At 37.0% G+C, this 17,941-nt stretch carries 15 protein-coding genes; 10 read left to right on the top strand and 5 right to left on the bottom strand.

All coding sequences use genetic code 11. From position 1 onward, the window contains the following. Positions 1-110 precede the first annotated feature (110 nt). The 4 genes from CXF71_RS13815 to CXF71_RS13800 all read left to right on the top strand — a co-directional run bounded on the left by CXF71_RS13815 (position 111) and on the right by CXF71_RS13800 (position 5,291). Positions 111-2,117, top strand: coding sequence for an alpha-amylase (locus CXF71_RS13815; RefSeq protein WP_101233540.1), 2,007 nt, complete (start codon positions 111-113; stop codon positions 2,115-2,117). Positions 2,118-2,461: 344 nt separating this feature from the next. After that, positions 2,462-3,046, top strand: coding sequence for a TetR/AcrR family transcriptional regulator (locus CXF71_RS13810; RefSeq protein ID WP_101233539.1), 585 nt, complete (start codon positions 2,462-2,464; stop codon positions 3,044-3,046). 239 nt (positions 3,047-3,285) lie between these two features. Next, positions 3,286-3,954, top strand: a complete 669-nt coding sequence (locus tag CXF71_RS13805; RefSeq protein ID WP_101233538.1) for an MlaC/ttg2D family ABC transporter substrate-binding protein — start codon at positions 3,286-3,288, stop codon at positions 3,952-3,954. Positions 3,955-4,148: 194 nt separating this feature from the next. Next, positions 4,149-5,291, top strand: coding sequence for a helix-turn-helix domain-containing protein (locus tag CXF71_RS13800; protein WP_101233537.1), 1,143 nt, complete (start codon positions 4,149-4,151; stop codon positions 5,289-5,291). A gap of 129 nt (positions 5,292-5,420) precedes the next feature. Here the strand turns inward: CXF71_RS13800 and CXF71_RS13795 are convergent, their stop codons facing one another. Next, on the bottom strand, positions 5,421-6,185 hold the full coding sequence (locus tag CXF71_RS13795) for a hypothetical protein (protein WP_101233536.1): 765 nt from the start codon (positions 6,183-6,185) through the stop codon (positions 5,421-5,423). A 341-nt stretch (positions 6,186-6,526) separates the two neighbouring features. Then, positions 6,527-9,079 carry a TonB-dependent receptor plug domain-containing protein gene (locus CXF71_RS13790; RefSeq protein ID WP_101233535.1) on the bottom strand — a complete coding sequence of 851 codons (2,553 nt, stop codon included), beginning with the start codon at positions 9,077-9,079 and terminating at the stop codon, positions 6,527-6,529. 636 nt (positions 9,080-9,715) lie between these two features. On the opposite strand from CXF71_RS13790, the gene CXF71_RS13785 reads away from it, so the two are divergent. Then, positions 9,716-10,345, top strand: a complete 630-nt coding sequence (locus CXF71_RS13785; protein WP_101233534.1) for a DsbA family protein — start codon at positions 9,716-9,718, stop codon at positions 10,343-10,345. Between the two features lie 152 nt (positions 10,346-10,497). Here the strand turns inward: CXF71_RS13785 and CXF71_RS13780 are convergent, their stop codons facing one another. Then, positions 10,498-11,697 carry a serine hydrolase domain-containing protein gene (locus CXF71_RS13780; protein WP_101233533.1) on the bottom strand — a complete coding sequence of 400 codons (1,200 nt, stop codon included), beginning with the start codon at positions 11,695-11,697 and terminating at the stop codon, positions 10,498-10,500. 321 nt (positions 11,698-12,018) lie between these two features. On the opposite strand from CXF71_RS13780, the gene CXF71_RS13775 reads away from it, so the two are divergent. Beyond that, positions 12,019-12,378, top strand: a complete 360-nt coding sequence (locus CXF71_RS13775; RefSeq protein ID WP_101233532.1) for a DUF2750 domain-containing protein — start codon at positions 12,019-12,021, stop codon at positions 12,376-12,378. 215 nt (positions 12,379-12,593) lie between these two features. Here CXF71_RS13775 and CXF71_RS13770 read toward each other — a convergent pair whose 3' ends face one another. Beyond that, complete coding sequence (locus CXF71_RS13770; RefSeq protein ID WP_101233531.1) at positions 12,594-12,935, bottom strand: GIY-YIG nuclease family protein; 342 nt, start codon at positions 12,933-12,935, stop codon at positions 12,594-12,596. A gap of 186 nt (positions 12,936-13,121) precedes the next feature. Between CXF71_RS13770 and CXF71_RS13765 the strand changes: the two genes are divergently transcribed. Together CXF71_RS13765 and CXF71_RS13760 are read left to right on the top strand one after the other, a co-directional pair. Next, entirely contained in the window at positions 13,122-14,060 is a 939-nt protein-coding gene (locus tag CXF71_RS13765; protein ID WP_232771479.1) for an ABC transporter substrate-binding protein, read from the top strand. 223 nt (positions 14,061-14,283) lie between these two features. Next, the gene (locus tag CXF71_RS13760) at positions 14,284-15,624 is read left to right on the top strand and encodes a DEAD/DEAH box helicase (RefSeq protein WP_101233530.1); all 1,341 of its coding nucleotides are present in this window, start codon (positions 14,284-14,286) and stop codon (positions 15,622-15,624) included. Positions 15,625-15,970: 346 nt separating this feature from the next. Here CXF71_RS13760 and CXF71_RS13755 read toward each other — a convergent pair whose 3' ends face one another. Next, a complete protein-coding gene (locus CXF71_RS13755; protein WP_101233529.1) occupies positions 15,971-16,807 on the bottom strand; it encodes a mechanosensitive ion channel family protein in 837 nt (278 codons plus the stop codon). Positions 16,808-17,067: 260 nt separating this feature from the next. On the opposite strand from CXF71_RS13755, the gene CXF71_RS13750 reads away from it, so the two are divergent. Next, positions 17,068-17,523 carry a DUF1456 family protein gene (locus tag CXF71_RS13750; protein ID WP_101233528.1) on the top strand — a complete coding sequence of 152 codons (456 nt, stop codon included), beginning with the start codon at positions 17,068-17,070 and terminating at the stop codon, positions 17,521-17,523. 130 nt (positions 17,524-17,653) lie between these two features. Beyond that, the gene (locus CXF71_RS13745) at positions 17,654-17,833 is read left to right on the top strand and encodes a DUF3545 family protein (protein ID WP_101233527.1); all 180 of its coding nucleotides are present in this window, start codon (positions 17,654-17,656) and stop codon (positions 17,831-17,833) included. Positions 17,834-17,941 lie beyond the last annotated feature (108 nt).

Raw genomic sequence — 17,941 nt, 5'->3', positions numbered from 1 at the left:
TTACATATCCATTTGTTTGAATTTATAGCAATCTGATGTGGTTATTTAAACAGCAAAAAATAACACTTAATTGACATTAAATTAACACTACATTAGGAATAAAAATAAAAATGAATACTAAAGTAATGAAGTCATTGTTAACTACTGCTTTGGCGTTAGGCATTGTCTGCCAAGCACAAGCAGTCCCCCAACCAACCACTTTTGTTCACTTATTTGAATGGAATTGGCAAGATATTGCACAAGAATGTGAAGAATATTTAGGGCCTAAAGGTTATGCGGCAGTGCAAGTATCACCACCAAATGAACATATACAAGGCGGTCAATGGTGGACTCGTTATCAACCAGTGAGTTATCAACTAGAAAGCCGCGGTGGTAACCGTGCCCAGTTTGTCGATATGGTTAGTCGCTGTAAGGCAGTAGGGGTTGAAATATATGTTGATGCTGTCTTAAATCATATGGCAGCAGGTGGTGGAACCGGTACCGCGGGCAGTAACTATGGCAACAAAAGCTACCCTAACTTTGGACCACAAGATTTTCATGATACTTGTGCTATTACCGACTATAACAATCGTTGGCAAGTTCAAAACTGTGAGTTAGTAGGTTTAACTGATCTCAATACTAGCTCATCTTATGTGCAAGAAACGTTGGCGGGTTACCTTAACGATTTACAAAATATTGGTGTAACAGGCTTTCGTTTAGACGCGTCCAAGCATATGGCGTTAAGTGATATTCAAGGAGTATTATCTAAAGTAAATGGCTCACCGTTAATCTTTCAAGAAGTGATTGATCAAGGTGGTGAAGCTATTTCGTCTGGCGAATATCAAAGCACCGGCTTAGTGACAGAATTTAAATATACCACTCAACTCGGTAATATCTTTAAAAATGGCAGCCTTTCTTCACTCAGTAATTTTGGCGAAGCTTGGGGATTTTTATCCAGTAGCTCAGCAGTAGTTTTTGTTGATAACCATGATAATCAGCGTGGTCATGGCGGGGGAGGAAATGTCATTACTTTTGAAGATGGTCGTTTATATGATTTAGCCAATGTATTTATGTTGGCTTATCCGTATGGTTATCCAAAAGTTATGTCTAGTTATGACTTTCATGGTGATACTGACCGTGGTGCTCCAAGTGTTCCGGTACATAACAATGGCAATGTAGAATGTTTTGGTAGTGACTGGAAGTGTGAACACAGATGGTCGTATATCTCTGGTGGTGTAGATTTTAGAAACAATACTGCAGATAACTGGATCACCACTAATTGGTGGGATAATGGCAATAATCAAATAGCCTTTGGTCGTGGTAGTTCTGGGTTTGTCGCTATTAACAAAGAAGAGGGTAATTTAAACGCAACACTAAATACTACTATGGCGTCAGGTACTTATTGTAACGTCTTAAAAGGTGAATTATCTGCTGATGCTAAATCATGTAGTGGCGAAACTATTACGGTGAACAATGGTGGTAGTATCAATGCTAATGTTGGTGCTTGGGATGCGTTTGCAATTCATCAAGCAGCAAAAATATCTGGAAATACTGTTGATCCAGGTGATCCTGATTGGCAACGTACCGTGATCTTTATCCAATCAGAAACGCAAAGTGGTCAAGACATGTTTATCCGTGGTGGTATTGATCATGATTACGCCAATAATAACTTAGGCAGAAATTGTCAAACGTCTAATTTTGATTGTGCTATGCCAATCAGTCATAACAATTTATTAAATGCGACGACAACGCCATGGAAGAGTAATGAAAGTTATTTAGACTGGTATGGTAGTGAAGCAGGTCAAAGTAGTGAAGCACAAGGTACTCCTCTTGATTGGACTACTAATGTTTGGCCATCGTCTTTTGGCGCTATTCGTACCGTTGCTACCGATGGTTTCGGTGAAGAACCCTTAAATATTTGGGGCCTACATTACTGGATGTTAGATGTTGATATGGATTGTAATAAAGCCGTCAATAACAAGTTTGAAGTTAAGGCGTATGTTAAAAATGGCCAAGGTTGGGAAGGGGATATCAGCCAAGTTGATGCTCCTTATGCATCGAGTAACCATATTGCTGAATGTGGAAAAATTAACAAGTTCGATTTCAACAGTAATAGCGTTGAAATTCGAAACTTCTAAATAATAGTTATCTCCCTCAATGACTAAATAAAGGCTAGGAAGATGAACTTTCTAGCCTTTTTATTGAGTCTTTCTAGCTAAGTACCCTAGATAAAAGAGCAGTATATGTTAATTGTTAAGGTTAATTATTAGTGAGAACGCCACAGAAACTCGAGTTTTCATATCAACTATTTTAATGCTATTTATTATTCAATCTGAGGGGATATTGATAAAAGCAGGTATCTATTCCTGTCAGACTTAACAAATATATGTTGATTGGTTACATAACCACTCTTGCAACATACCGAGCGGTTGGTTATTATTTAGATAAGCAAACCGTTTAGTGAAATAATTGAGTCATAATCATGAGTGATGCAGAGAAAACCCGTCAAAACATTTTAACTGTGGCTGCCGATGAAATTCACCAGCATGGTTTTAAAGCGACTAGCTTGTCGGTTATTCTCAATCGCTGCGAAATATCAAAAGGCGCACTGTACTATCACTTCACTAGTAAAATGGAGCTGGGTTACGCTGTATTTGAAGAAGTTTACACCCCGATGTTTCTAAACGTATGGCATACACCACTTGGTGTAGATGATCCCGTTGAGGGCTTGTGTGATTTTTTAATGTCAATGACGGAGCAAATGTCTTGTAGTGAAGTGGTTTGTGGTTGCCCGCTTAATAATCTTTGTGAAGAAATGGCCAATGTTGATGAGGGATTTCGTTTGCGTATTTTATCTATGCAAGAACAGTTGAATCAGTTGATTGTTGATGCCCTTGATAAAATAAGTGACGACTTGCGTGAAAATTTAGCGTTTAGCCAAGTGGGCTATTTTATTGTAGCTACCTTAAATGGCGCTACCAGTTTAAGTAAAAGCTCACGCAATAAAACATTGTTTCAACAAGTTATTGCTGAATTATGTCTCTATATTAGGGCCTTGAAAAAATAAAGATGTTCATGTCAGCGTTTTCATTTCCCTTGCTAAATCACCTACCTTTATTTTAAAACGCCTAGCAGCATCCAGCTTAAGCGCTTATTCCTATTTACACTTTGGTAAACTTTTTTGTTCTTGCTAATATAGTTAACAAACCGATCGGTCGGTGCTATTCTCTCGCTATAATTAACCATACCGCTTGGTCGGTATGTTTCATCAAGTTTACAGTACCTCTATTTAAGGATTTCTTTCACATGCGAGCATTAGTAACAAAAACTGTCTTGGTTTTGGTTTTAATTTCTACTCTTCCTGCCGAAGTATTGGCAGCATCATCAGTTGCAACAGTTCCTACTAACTCTGCACTTTCTTCATCTGATTATTCTGAGAGTGTTTCACCTTATGTGGTTTTAAAAACGGCAGGTACCAACTTGTTTTCCCGTATATCGACTAATCAGCAAGCCATTGCTAAATTTCCACATTTAATGCGTGATATTGTGGAAGAAGAGTTAATGCCATCCATAGATTATCGCTACGCTTCATACCGTATTTTGGGTAAACATTTGAAGACAATATCTAAAGAACAACGTGCTGAATTTGTTAAAGCAATGCGACATTATTTAGTGAGAACTTACTCTATTGCTTTATCTAAGTATAAGAACCAAGAAGTTGTTTTTGAAGCGGAAAAGCCAATCAATGGGAAAAGAATCATTGGTATTAAAACTCAAATTATTGAGCAAGGCGCCCCCACTATTAATATTGTTTTTCAAATGAGACAAGATAAAAAAACAAAACAATGGAAGGCTTTTGATATTACAGTAGAAGGCATTTCATTATTAAGCACTAAACAAGCTGAGTTGAATAAGAAAATCGCACAGCAGGGCATAGACCTCGTGACTTTAGAATTAGCCGCTTTAGCTAAGTAGGCATATTCACTATTTTATTGTCTTTTTCTTGCATATAAAAACAGACCTGATAACAAGGTACAAATAAATAGTTTAGCTGTATAATTGATAATAATTACTAACACAGTGAGTCATAGGATTTCTTAAGCACTTATTTAATCAATTATTGAGAATTTAAACTGTTGTTACTTTTCTAATTTACAGTCACGATTTACATGAAGAAAATATTATTATTAACTGAAGCCGTCAATTCATTACTAACAAAAAGTGCTGTGCCTGCAACGCTTACCATTGAGCAATGTGCCGCCGAGCTTACAATGAGCATGACCTCTTTTCGACGTAAGCTCAGTCAAGAAGATACAACATTTAAGCTTATTCAACAAAAATATTTGAATGAGTTGTGTGTTCACGACTTACTGACTCAGCATGTAAGTATTGACACTCTCGTAGTGAAACTAGGTTATTCTGAACGCGCTACTTTTGAGCGTGCTTTTCGTCATAAGTTTGGTATAACGCCCTCAAAATTTCGTGAATTATCTCTGGTGGGCAATGATAAAAATAATCAACAGAACTTAAGTATTATTGCGAAAAACTTGCCTCCTTTACCCGATAGCTGCCGACAACTTATTGGGGAAAAAGATCAAGACAGTTTGGATCTGCAACGGGTTATTGAAATTGTTGCTAAAGATCCTATTTTCACTGGACGTTTGATGGGGTTGGCTAGTAAAGCTATTTACGGTAAAACGCCAATTAATATTCAAGAAGCCGTTAGCCGAAGCTTAGGTATTAACACGGTAGTGAATTTAGCGGTTATATATTCGGTTAAAGATGCGCTAGTCGCTCATGTAGATCAAAATATTATTAATCAATGTACTAATGCTTTTTTGACAGCACCAAAATTTTTTCAGTTGATGCGTAAATCGGCAGGAATTTCTATTAAATTTGATAATGACCTGATTGAGCAAGTACTGGTCTTTGGTTTGTTAGGTCTATTGTTACTGTGTCACAAAGATGCTGTTAAGCATCAACTTATGTTGCATTCACTACAAGGTATTGATGATTTACACTCACTTAACCATCATATTAATGACTCAATGAATATCAGTGTCTATGCCGCTTCAAGCTTAATGTTATCTTTATGGCATATCGATGCCAGTGTGATCAAGCAGCTCAATCACTTAGATAAGGTAAGTAAGTTGGAACTAAAAGCTAACAAGCAAGATGAATTAGTGTTGTTTATGCTGTCTTGCTTATATGCGCTAGCAACGGGCCGCAAAGACTATAGTGAATTGGAACAAAAAGCCGAAGTATTAAACCTTGATGGTTTTAGTGAGATTAAGGCTAATATTTTTTACTAGTAAATAATTTATTGATAGCTAATGTTATGAAAATGACCTTAATAGTTGCCAGTTCAGTCTTGATTGGGGAAACTTTCTCAGCCACTCTTATAAAAGAGGGGGGCTGACCGAGAAAGTTTAATTGGGCAATTATTTATTAGTAATCAAAAGAGCAGCGTTATATTTTGATTTGATGTTCTGCTGACGGCGAACTAATGCAGCAAAACCAAGTAATGATAGTACGAACACTGAAGGCTCAGGAATTTCGGCTACAGGGCCATCGCTAATTTGTACTAACGAGATATTATCAAGTAAACCACCTAACGAATTTTGTTTACCAAAGGCGCCAAAGCTTAAGTCCATAGTGTCAGACTGTGCGGTTAAAAAAATTGATTGCACAGTCCAGTTTGGCGTCTGCGTACTCCTCCCATCAACAGCGAAATCAGCATTCATATTTAGGTTGAAATCTGTTGTAGCTTCATACCAAAATACATTAATACCATTATCGTTCACCTCATTGGTACGGGGTTTGTAAGAGAACTCTAATAAATACTGAGCGCCAATGATGAGTGAGTCTAGTGTTTGTGTCATTACAGCATTTGATGAACCACTAGGGTGAGAATCAAGTTCAACATGTTGCTGACCATCGGCAGAATTAGTAACGACATTTTTTTGTAACTCGATACCATTACCAGCTGTGGTTATCCAACCAGGTAAGGTGTAAAAAACATCCCAAGCACTATTTTTGTTTTCAAAATTTTGTAAATCAGTTTTATGAACACTACCTTTTGAAGACGAGTTGTCAGCAAAGATTAATTCTTCAAAGCTGCCATTAGTGATCAACGATGCGCTAGCTAGTGAACTAGAAAGTAAAAGAGAAATTGTTAAAAGTGTCTTATTTAACGTTTGAAACATGATATTAAGCCCCTTGAATAGCAATAATTGGCGCTAGTATAGGGAGTAGGGGGGGAATAAAGTATGGCTAAAGTGTCCAAGTTTACACAATTAATTGTGATAACACGCTAAGACACCTATCGTTATTTAGATGTTTCTTTGTTATTAAAATACTCGCGAGGAATGTTGATATAAATATTGATGTCTTATCACTTCGTTAACTGTCAGTTATATTTTTACATTAATCCGTTTGGTATTGCTCGTTAATCCAAAATCGTTACCCAAAAATAAAGCCGTAATAAAATATTCTTTATTACGGCTTTATTGATTTTGTACAAAAATTTACTCTAAATTAAAGACTCTTAGAAGTTATAAGATGCCTTTACATAATAGAAACCACCATTAAAACCAAATGGTGATGTTTCATAGTACTTACCACCCCAATTATTATTTGGGATACCCTGCTCAGCTGGGATATCAATCTCTGTTGCTTGTTGATCAAGTAAGTTTTGTGCACCAAGAGAAACCGTAAACGATTCGTTGATGAAGTAGCTTACCTCAGCATCAAGTGTTATTGCTGCATCGCCAGTAATAGCCGTTGCATCATAATCAACGTGAACACCTTGATATTCACCGTAATAGTTACCACGGAGTAAGAAACTTACTTGATCCCATGATTGTGACCATGTAGCGGTTGCACGATGGTTTGGTAAATCGTTTTCTAAACGAGATACTTTAAAATCACCGGTTATGTCGGTATATTTATCAACTTTCGTTTCGTTGTAGTTATAAGCTAAACTAAAGGTTGTATCACCATCAAATAGTTCAGTACCGTAGTTACCAATCAAGTCAAAACCAGTTGTTGTGGTATCAAAGTCATTGGTAAAGAAGCTTACGCCATTAATTGAATCGACATTTGGTACTCCCGCATCTTTTAAAGCGTCTCTATCATCATCAGTTAAGGTATAGCTATCAGATTTAGAAACACGGTCTTCAACAACAATGTTGTAATAATCAAGGGTAATAAATACATCACCAATATTCCAAACAGCGCCTAAAGTAAAGCTTTCTGATTGCTCAGGTGTTAACTCTTGAGCGCCTAATTGAACAGCTATAGGGTTAGTTGCCGGCAATAAAGCCGTATCAACTAACTTACCCTCTTTTAATTCAGTTTGTACGTTAGAGTAGTTAGCTTGACCAACCGTTGGAGCACGGAAGCCAGTGCTGATTGAACCACGTAATGAAAAATCATCAGTGAGGTTATATTGGCCTGTAATTTTGTAGTTAGTATCACTACCAAAACTACTATAATCTTCATAACGAATCGCTGTGCCGATTAATAAATCCTGAGTAATTTGAGCTTCAACATCCACATATAACGCATAGTTTTGACGAGAGAATACACCTGCTGATGAAGGTTTAAAGCCAGGGAAACCATTCGAACCTATACCAAAACCTTGGTCTGTGTATGGTCCAGCCTCATATGACTCAACATTACCCGCAGTTACTTCGAAAGACTCTGCATGCCATTCATAACCACCCGCAACCATTAAGTTGTCAAACATATCAACATCAACGTTTTTACTGAAATCCATGTTAAATGTTTTCTCGAGCTGTCTATGTTTACCCGGATTAAAATCACGTGGTGTTTCAAGTCCTAGCGAAGAGTTCACTGTATTATAAATCACATAACTTGATTCATTCATACCAACAGAGCCACTAAAGTCATACATAACGCCATTATCATATTCACCACGAGTACCCATAGTGATTGAAGTATCAACGATATTACCACCAAAGTTAGGAGTGAAACCGCCAGGTGCTAATTGGTTAAAAGCAAAACAATTAGGGTCGTTTGCTACATTATCGATATAATTTTGTTGTGTTAATACGTTGCCACTCGTAATCGCTACATCTTGACAAGTTCTATCGGCTCCGCCTGCTTGCGCAATATCACCAATGAGTAAAGAGGCACCATCGTCATTTGAATAAACACCGCCACGCTTATGTGGATTACGGTAATAGAAACCACCACGAACATCACGCTCTGAGAAGTTACCAAACATGTAAGCTTCACTATCATCACCTAAGTCTAAACCTACGTTAGCAAAAACAGTGATATCATCATTGACTTCAGGTGAACCCCAAACTTGTGCTAAAGAAGATACTGATGTATTACCTGCATCAATAAGCCCTTGAGCATCAGGGCGTTGCACACTACGACTTGTGGCATCAGAGTTTTTGTATTGAAAACTCAAATTAACAAAACCATCTTTAGTAAGTGGCATACCGACATTACCTGATACTTCCATGGTATCGCCGTCACCCTCGTAATATGAGCCATAACGTGCTGTTAAAGAGCCGCCTTCTGCATCATCTCTTAATACAAAGTTCATTACACCAGCGATAGCATCAGAGCCATACTGTGCAGCAGCGCCATCACGTAATATTTCAACTTGCTTTAAAGCAGAGCTAGGGATAACTGAAATATCAGAGCCTTGCGCGCCATCGTTAATGCCGCCACCTAACATGGCAATGACCGATGCTTTATGGCGACGTTTACCATTGACCAATATCAAGGTACTGTCTGATGATAAGCCACGTAAATTAGCAGGCTTAACTAAACTAGCCGCATCTGAAATAGGATTTTCGTGAACGTTGAAAGAGGGCACAGTGCCTTTTAATAGCTCAAGCATATTGGTATTACCGCCGCGCTTTAATTCTTCGCTGCCGATTAAATCAATGGGTACTGGAGAATCATTTACTGAACGTGGTGCGCCACGTGAGCCAACAACAACAATTTTTTCAACATCTTCAGCTTTAGTTTTATCACCTTCAGCAGCATAGGCTGAGACAGTACCTAACGCCATGCTTACAGCTAGCGCTATAGTGCCTGTACGGAATGTATTTGACATGTTATTACCTTCCTAATATTTAATTGTTTTTAGTTATGTGTTTCTATTTATTATTTTATTGCTTAGATAGTTTATTTAAGCGTATAAAAAACTAAGACAATTACTTATAGAACAGCTAATTTTTCATTACAATAGGTAAATAAGGGATATTTTTTGTAATTTACCGCGTCGCCCTAACAAATAGCCACAAAATACGAATAACTTAGTAGAGTTGCTTTTGCCATTTTTGTAGGGTGTAGCTTGCAATTTCCATAGGTCATAGTAGGTATTTAAAAAAAGTAAAGTACGATTTTTTTCGTTGATACATGTGTTTTTTTACAAAAATTAATTAAATTCAAAAAAATGTAAATATTTATTACAAAACAAACTATTTATTATTATTAAAAATAAATGACTTACCTCAGTATAATCTCAAATATATGCTGTTATGAACAAACATTTCTCTTGGTATATTATATAAAATAATATCCAGTCATAAGCCTCTTTTTGCTTGTTTAATCGGTAGGCCTAAAATCCCCCGATTAAGGTTAAGATTTCATCCTTTTCACCGTTAACTCTTTGCATATTGAGTCAGATTGGCTTAGTTTGTATCTTTAAATAAGTAATGTATAAACAACATTCAAAAAATGAGGTTGTATGGGCACAACGTTATATTATCTTTATGACCCTATGTGTAGCTGGTGCTGGGGCTACCGTCCTGTATGGGATTTATTGCAACAAAATTTACCACCTGCTATTTTTGTTGAATATGTCGCTGGAGGCTTGGCACCCGATTCAGATTGCTCAATGCCAATTGCCCAACAGCATTTGATTCAAAATCATTGGCGTACTATTGAGCAGAAATTAGGGACACGATTTAATCATGATTTTTGGTGTGATAATACGCCAAGGCGTTCAACATATAATGCTTGTAGAGCAGCCATTGCAGCACACAAACAAGGTTGTCAATTGCCTATGATTGATGCCATTCAGCGTGCATATTATTTACGTGCATTAAATCCATCAAACCTTAGTGTGTTAATTGGCTTGGCAGAAGAACTTAGCCAACAAAAGTCACTTGGCTTGGATTTAGAGCACTTCATTACTGATATTAACGCCACTAACACAGATAAAGAGCTAGTAAGACAAGTGGGTTTAGCAAGAAAATTAAGCCAGCAGGGCTTCCCATCTTTGGTGCTTGAGATTGATGGCGTATGCCAACAAGTTCCTCTTGATTATAGTGACTATAAGTTAACGTTAGATTATATAAACCAGCAGACGACTTAGTATTACAAGGTTAAAGTGGCATGATTTTCAATAAAAACGATGCAAGGCCACGTTTGTTATAATACATAATACATAATCCTAGGGCTACGTTTACCAAGCATAATTAAACTTGGCGGGGACTCAACGGTCCTCTTGTCGTTTTCTGTTTTAATTTAGCTTTTAACTTTTGCATCAAGTTGTTTGTCAAATAAGTTGCTGGCTTGTAACCAAAACTGGCTTGATATTTTACTGATGGCATTCGACTCGGCGTTAATAACAATAGCGAAGCCAATATCTAATTCAGGTGAGTAACCTATATCAGCACGAAATCCGGCAACCCAGCCTGAATGGTAAATGATGGGGTGGCCATTAAATTGGTATATTCGCCAGCCATAACCGTAATGGGCATCGGTTAAGTGATCTCGCCAAAAACGTCGACGTAAGTCTTTTTTTGTTCTGATTCTAGGTATTGTTAATTCCGTTAATAATGAGGGCGATAGTACTTCAGGTTTATATCCTAAATTCGCAATCAACCATTTTGCCAAATCAGTGATGCTGGCATTAACTCCTGCAGCCGTAGGGACTTTGTAAAAGTCAGACTCTACTTTTACCGTGCGCCATATGTACTTTTTAATATCTCTACCTTCGGAGTCTATTTTCCCTGTTTTGATTCGCTTTCTAAGGATATGGGGTTTTGCTGTATTTTCTTGTTCTTTATAAACATCAATGCCTACGGAAGCATCTGTCATATTGAGCGGGGTAAATACACGGTCTTGTAATAACGCCGCATAACTTTTGCCCTGACTAGCTTCAATAGCAGGCTGTAACAGCCCATAGGCTATATTTTGGTAGCCATAACACATTGCTGGTTGGCAAATAGGAGTGATGCGATCAAATCGGCCAATAATTTTTTCCATCGCCCAATTTTCATGAAGCAGATTATCATAAGCGTTTGGCATCAAACCACTTGAATGACTTAACAAATGTTTCAGTTGAATTTTTTGTGCTGCGCCATCTGTAGCTAATGAAAAATGTGGTACATATTTGGTGATAGGGTCTGATAAATTTAATTGCTGATCTTGCGCTAACATGGTGGTTATTGTGGCAGCAAATGTTTTAGAAACGGAGGCTAAGCGGAAGACAGTGTTGTTATCAATATGATGAGATTTAGCTTTATCTGTATGACCAAAATTTTCCATCGCTATAATATTTTTGTTCTGCACAATGACATAAGCACCGCCGGGAATACTATATTGCTTGAGTTGTTTTTTTACTTGAGCGGAAAAAGCTTTCTTAAACTGAGTAACATTATTGGCTGAGGAAAAGGGCGTTAAAAATAGCACCAATAAATAACAGAACATTCTAAAAAGCATAAATTGATCTCAGTTGAAAAAGCCGACAAGTCTATCGACTAAGTAGGAAAATAAAAAGCGTTTAATTGGTTATGTGCTGTTTGCTCTGTAAATCTCTGTTGCACCTATTTGTAATGACGTTACATATATACAGCTTATTAGATAATTCAATAGTTATTCTCCAGTACTATTTTCCTGAAGAACTATTACTACACTGCAGCCCTTTGTTCAGATGACTAAGCACTCAGTAAGAAACATTTTGAATGGTATTGGGTATAACATGACCTATGACGTTAACTTCGCTATAATCCGCTGATATATTTTAATAGAAGAAATGATCTTATGAGTGATAACAATACCCTAAAAAATTTTTTAGTAGAAACCAAACCGACGCAAGTGATTTGGGCACTACAAGATACAGCAAGTGAAGATTGGGTTGTGCTTGACTCTCCTAGCTTTGAAAACACTGATGTAATGCCTTTGTGGTCAAGTTCACAATTAGCTCAGCAACATTGTATTGATGAGTGGAGTGATTACATTCCTTGTGAAATTTCGTTAGCTGATTGGTTTGAATTTTGGGTTGAAGATCTTAATGATGACGGTGTTATTGTTGGTATTAACTGGCAAGGTGATGATGCGCATGTCGAAATGGAATTGAGTGAATTTACTCAAGCACTTGCTGAAATAGAGTCACTAAAATAATAGCACTTCTATAATATTATCTAGTTATACGCTGCTTAATTGTCAGGTTTACTGACCGTTGACTAGCATATGAGCTATTTAGTTAACTCATAAAAAGCATAGCCCTTTGGGTCTATGCTTTTTTATTTACTAAATCCCCTGTTATATTCAGCTGTTTTAATGGGGTGTTGAGCGTAGTTAAAATATAGTCGGGAAATTGGGAATATTTTAGGCTGTTAAACGGTAAGTACAATTGGGATTTTTAAGGTTTCTCTTCTGAGTAGTTTTCCAGCAACTTCTGGAGAAACTTGGTAAAATTCATTAACGTATTCTTGTGCGTGTAAGTATTCTTTTATTTGTTTTATTACTTTACATGGTTTACTACATCGTAGTGAGAAAGCTATGTGATACTCGCCAATAGTTTTTGCAGAGAGTGATTTTGCATGCTCTTGTGGCTCTTCAGTAGTACAACCTATTTTAACTACATCTGAAAAAAATGAATGTGTCATCACATAAACATAACCTAGAGAAATGTCTTTTATGATTGCCGTTTCGGCTTTTTTTTTCTTATTTTTCATCGTTTAGATAGATCCAATTAACTTGAGCATTGCTAACAGTTTACTACCAGTATTATATCCTATCTGTAATACCTTAGCGTTACTATCTAACAGCTTGTATTTGAATCTGCTATAAAATGTTTATACGCTCTTCCTCACTCATAACGCTATACTTAAAAAGTTATCAATATTTTAGGGTAGACTGCAGTGCCTGTATTACCAATTTTCTTACTTATTATTTTCTCATTAAAGGCTATCGCTTTTAAAGAGGACGCTATTGTGATGCCATTAAATGATTGGCCTAGCCAACGATTATTATCAAAAATTGTTGGTGCTAAAATAGAGCAGCTTGGTTATCCGGTTGAGTATTTACCTATCAGTTCTATCAATCAGATAGGGGCATTGAGAAAAGGCTTTGTTCATATTCAGGTTGAGGTTTGGCAAACTTATGATGATGGTGAGTTTATTAAAGCTGTTAATAAGGGCTATATAGAAGATCTAGGATTACATAGTGCTTTTGGCAGAGAAGATTGGTGGTATCCAGAATATGTTGAAGAACTATGTCCAGAACTACCTAGCTGGCAAGCACTGAAAAATTGCACTGCTATTTTTAGTGATGATAATCATGGTACTAAGGGGGTTTATTATACCGGACCATGGAATTATCGTGATGCCGCAATGATTAGGTCATTAGACATTAACTTTACCATAGAACGTTTAGCCGATGCTGAGCAACTTTGGCAGAAGCTTTATCAAGCTGAGAAGACTAAGCAGCCGATAGTGTTATTACATTGGAGTCCTAACTGGGTTGATGTGCGTATAAAAGGGCATTTTGTAGAATTCCCTGATTATGACAAAGCGTGTGAACAAGATCCTGCATGGGGAGTAAATAAAGAAATGCTCTACGACTGTGGTAACCCTAAGGTCACCTTGATTAAAAAAGCGGCTTGGCCAGGCGTAAAAAATAAGTGGCCTTGTGTTTATCAGTTAATGAAAAAAGTGAACTTTACCACTGAGATGATCTCCTATGCGTCCTCTTTATATGGTATTGAACAAAAGACTGAGCAGCAAGCCATCGCTATTTGGATCGCTAAATATGGCGAGCAGAGTAAAGTTTGGTTAGAGTTCTCTTGTCCTGCCAACTAGGGGACGTTATTTTGTTAAATTAACCAAAAAGTATCATCAACTTATATACACTTCCTATTTGAATCTAAGCACATTTCCATGGGCAGACGCTTCTTACTTCTACGCGATCTAGATAGCTGTTATACTGCTCTGCATAATTATTCCTATCTATCTGCACCTTAGTCACTTTGTAATATTTGGCCAATGAATAGCAGTTTGATTATCAATATGGCTGAGACACACTATGTCCTTCTCAACACTTAAATTATCTGAACCTTTATTAAAAGCCCTTGCTGAGCTTGGCTATAGCCAAGCGACCCCGATTCAACAAAAAGCTATTCCAGTGGTGTTATCGGGCAAAGATATTATTGCTGCTGCGCAAACGGGTACAGGTAAAACCGCTAGTTTTGTTTTACCTCTATTAGAGCAACTGAACAGCCGATATAAAGACACTGATAAAAAACTACGTGGTAAGCGTATTCGTGCTTTAATCCTTGTACCTACTCGTGAGTTGGCAGTACAAGTTGAAGAAAGTATTAGTCAATATGCGAAATATTTAGATATAAGTTCAATGGCTATGTACGGGGGCATTGATGCACAACCACAAATACAACGTTTAATTGGGGGCGTCGATATCGTCGTAGCCACGCCGGGTCGATTGCTCGACATGGCGCATCAAAGAGCATTGCATTTTGATGAACTCGATATGTTAGTGCTTGATGAAGCTGACCGAATGCTTGATATGGGCTTTATTGATGACATTAATAAGATCATTGAGCGTTTACCCGAGCACCGTCAAAACTTACTCTTTTCTGCAACCATCTCCGAGGATGTGCGCGGTTTAGCCAAAAGAGCTATTCATAAGCCGGTTGAAATTTTTATTCGTGAAGACAGTGCCAATAAACCTAAAATTGAACAGTGGTTGGTTACTGTCGATAAAACCAATAAGTCAGCATTATTGAGTCATTTAATTCAAAACCTCGATTGGCAGCAAGCCCTTATCTTTATCGAAACTAAACATGGCGCAGCCAAATTGGTTAGTCAGTTAGAAAAGCGTGGAATTGAAGCGGAGAGTATTCACAGTGGTAGAACACAAGATATTCGTGAAAAAATTCTAGGTGATTTCAAATCAGGAAAAATAAAATATTTAGTTGCTACGGGTATCGCTGCTCGAGGTCTTGATATTGGTGAACTTACGCGTGTTATAAATTATGACTTGCCAGGGCAAGTTGATGATTATATTCACCGTATTGGTCGTACAGGACGTGCGGGCGCCGAAGGTGAAGCGGTTTCTTTTGTTTCTAAAGATAATTTTAGAGAGCTTTGTGCCATTGAAAGCCGTTTAGGTCATATTATTGAGCGAAAAGAGTTTGAAGCGTTTCCGGTGAAAAAGACAGTTCCGGTATCGGTATTAAACTTTCAGCCTAAAAATGCTAAACCTAAAAGTAGTCAATCTAACAGCAGTCGTTCTAGCAACAGTTCTTCGAGTCGTAATCAGCCCAATAGTAATCAAGGGAAACGAACCCCTGCTAGAAGTAACGAATCTAGCAGTAACTTACCGAGAAGCCCATGGCCGACTAAATAGTCACTTTTAAGGTGAAAAAGACGGTTAAGCTAATTACTGTTAATAAAAAATCGTAAAATAAAACCGCGTCAATAACTCTCATTGATGCGGTTTTTTATTACATTAAATTAACCTGAACTTCGGATAAGCGAATTTGCCCAATAACGCTATTTAAGCGTCTATCAGCGTTATTTTTACTCCCAATAACCAGTTATTGGTTTGTAAAAATATCTTAATAGACACTTAAATTTCGTCACTGGAACTTTAAGTTAATTTGTTCACCTAACTTCAATAAGTTACAAAACTCTTATCTAAACCTCAGGTTAAATTAGCTATTTATGGCCGAAGAATAAAGCCATTGAGTTAGCTATGACTGAATCAAATGTACGTCGCGCTGTGGGAATGGAATAGTAATCGCGTTTTTATCCAATGCTTTCTTCATTGCTTCATTGACACTAAAGTAAACATCCCAGTAGTGCTCAGGTAAACAATGTGGGCGAACAGCAAAGTTCACCGAACTATCAGCCATTTCTGATAGACCCACAAACGGAGCGGGCTCTTGCATTACTTTGTCATTGTTAACAAGTACATCCATTAATACGGCTTTGGTTTGATCAATGTCAGCATCATAAGAAACACCAACAGTGAGATCAACACGTATTTTACCTTCAACGCTATAGTTAACAACAGAGCCATTAGACGTTGAACCATTAGGGATAATAATGCGTTTTGATTGTGGTGAAAGCAAAATAGTATTAAATATTTGTACTTCTTTAACGACTCCTAGATGGCCTTGAGATTCAATTAAATCACCTACTTTATAGGGTTTGAATATCATAATTAACACACCACCGGCAAAGTTGGCTAAACTGCCTTGTAATGCTAAACCGATAGCTAAACCAGCGGCACCAAGTACGGCAATAAATGACGTAGTCGCAACGCCTACCATTGAAGCAACAGAGATAAATAAAAGTACTTTAAGTAACCAAGAGACTAAGCTACCCATAAAAGGGATTAAGGTTGGATCAACCTTTGAACGTACCATTGATGCTTGTACTAACTTACTAATGCCACTTATGATCCATAAACCAATCAGTAAAGTAAGAATCGATAAAACCAACTTAGGAGCATAAGCAAGCCCAAGTTCATATGCCTTCATAGTAAGCGTTTCGAGTTGTGTGATAGAGGTATCTATTGTGCTCATTGAATTTCCTTTATTAACAATGATTAAAATCACTAATATTTTATACTGACTAGCAAAAATTACAATTTATGTAGCTAATTATTATGAAGTTACTTAACTATATGTTAGAAAAATTGGTGTTTAACGTGATAGATAGCCATTTATTAAATCAAAACACGCCAAGGGCGGCTGAGTCAGTTATAATGGCTGCATACTTTTGAAACACTTTTCAAGCAGCTATATATATTACTGCTTAAGCAAAACAACTTTTAGGCTATTACATGATTAATAACGACATACTTCGCCGCATCCGCACTATCTTTGACTTAACTGATGAAAAAATTATAACTACTTTTGCTTTAAGCCAATGTGAAATTAGTGCAGACCAGTTAGCTAACTTCTTTAAAGAGAAAGATGATAGTGAATATCAAGCCATAGAAGACGTGCAATTTTCTAGCTTTTTAAATGGTTTGATCACTGCTCAACGTGGACCAAGTGAAGGACCCGAACGTGAAAATGAGCAAGAGTTAACGAATAATATGATCTTTAATAAAGTAAAAATTGCTTTGTCTTTAAAAGCAGAAGAAGTGATTTCTATTCTTGAATTAGCTGAACTTAGCTTAGATAAGCATGAGTTAAGCGCACTCTTTAGAAATGTAAGCAATAAGCATTATAAAAATTGTTCTGATGAAGTTTTATCTGCATTTTTAAAAGGTTTGAAAATTAAAGCCCAGTAACACCGTTAATCGTTGTATAAGGTCTAACGAGTACTTTCATAAAATTGTCATCTTTGTTTCATATTACTTTCACCTAACTCCCTTAAATTGCTATTTAACATTAGTGGTAAGAGGATGATAGGAGAGTAATATGGAAAACGAGTATTGGCAGGAAGCGCATGTGTTAGACGATGAAGACGACGAGCTAACAAGACCGGATAAAAAAGGTCAAACAAAACAGCGAAAACGTAAATGGCGAGAGATTGAAGCGATAAAAGAACAGCGCCGTTTACGAAAAGATATTGCAAACTTTGAGCAGTATTCTTATTAGCTAATAACTACAGTGATAGTTAGAGATGTTTATTGATCTAACCAAATAAATATAAAAGGTTAGTTCAATAAACTTCTAGATTACGCCATTTATCATCGCTAGCTAATC

It is taken from the genome of Colwellia sp. 12G3 (assembly GCF_002836775.1).
Taxonomy (GTDB): Bacteria; Pseudomonadota; Gammaproteobacteria; order Enterobacterales; family Alteromonadaceae; genus Colwellia.
Note: the sequence above shows the minus strand (reverse complement) of the source record. Positions and strands in the feature narration are given on the sequence as shown.

What these genes read in the sequence shown, in the direction of transcription:
- CXF71_RS13815 (WP_101233540.1), top strand. Translation starts at nt 111, where the DNA reads ATGAATACTAAAGTAATGAAGTCATTGTTAACTACTGCTTTGGCGTTA.
- CXF71_RS13810 (WP_101233539.1), top strand. Translation starts at nt 2,462, where the DNA reads ATGAGTGATGCAGAGAAAACCCGTCAAAACATTTTAACTGTGGCTGCC.
- CXF71_RS13805 (WP_101233538.1), top strand. Translation starts at nt 3,286, where the DNA reads ATGCGAGCATTAGTAACAAAAACTGTCTTGGTTTTGGTTTTAATTTCT.
- CXF71_RS13800 (WP_101233537.1), top strand. Translation starts at nt 4,149, where the DNA reads ATGAAGAAAATATTATTATTAACTGAAGCCGTCAATTCATTACTAACA.
- CXF71_RS13795 (WP_101233536.1), bottom strand. Translation starts at nt 6,185, where the DNA reads ATGTTTCAAACGTTAAATAAGACACTTTTAACAATTTCTCTTTTACTT.
- CXF71_RS13790 (WP_101233535.1), bottom strand. Translation starts at nt 9,079, where the DNA reads ATGTCAAATACATTCCGTACAGGCACTATAGCGCTAGCTGTAAGCATG.
- CXF71_RS13785 (WP_101233534.1), top strand. Translation starts at nt 9,716, where the DNA reads ATGGGCACAACGTTATATTATCTTTATGACCCTATGTGTAGCTGGTGC.
- CXF71_RS13780 (WP_101233533.1), bottom strand. Translation starts at nt 11,697, where the DNA reads ATGCTTTTTAGAATGTTCTGTTATTTATTGGTGCTATTTTTAACGCCC.
- CXF71_RS13775 (WP_101233532.1), top strand. Translation starts at nt 12,019, where the DNA reads ATGAGTGATAACAATACCCTAAAAAATTTTTTAGTAGAAACCAAACCG.
- CXF71_RS13770 (WP_101233531.1), bottom strand. Translation starts at nt 12,935, where the DNA reads ATGAAAAATAAGAAAAAAAAAGCCGAAACGGCAATCATAAAAGACATT.
- CXF71_RS13760 (WP_101233530.1), top strand. Translation starts at nt 14,284, where the DNA reads ATGTCCTTCTCAACACTTAAATTATCTGAACCTTTATTAAAAGCCCTT.
- CXF71_RS13755 (WP_101233529.1), bottom strand. Translation starts at nt 16,807, where the DNA reads ATGAGCACAATAGATACCTCTATCACACAACTCGAAACGCTTACTATG.
- CXF71_RS13750 (WP_101233528.1), top strand. Translation starts at nt 17,068, where the DNA reads ATGATTAATAACGACATACTTCGCCGCATCCGCACTATCTTTGACTTA.
- CXF71_RS13745 (WP_101233527.1), top strand. Translation starts at nt 17,654, where the DNA reads ATGGAAAACGAGTATTGGCAGGAAGCGCATGTGTTAGACGATGAAGAC.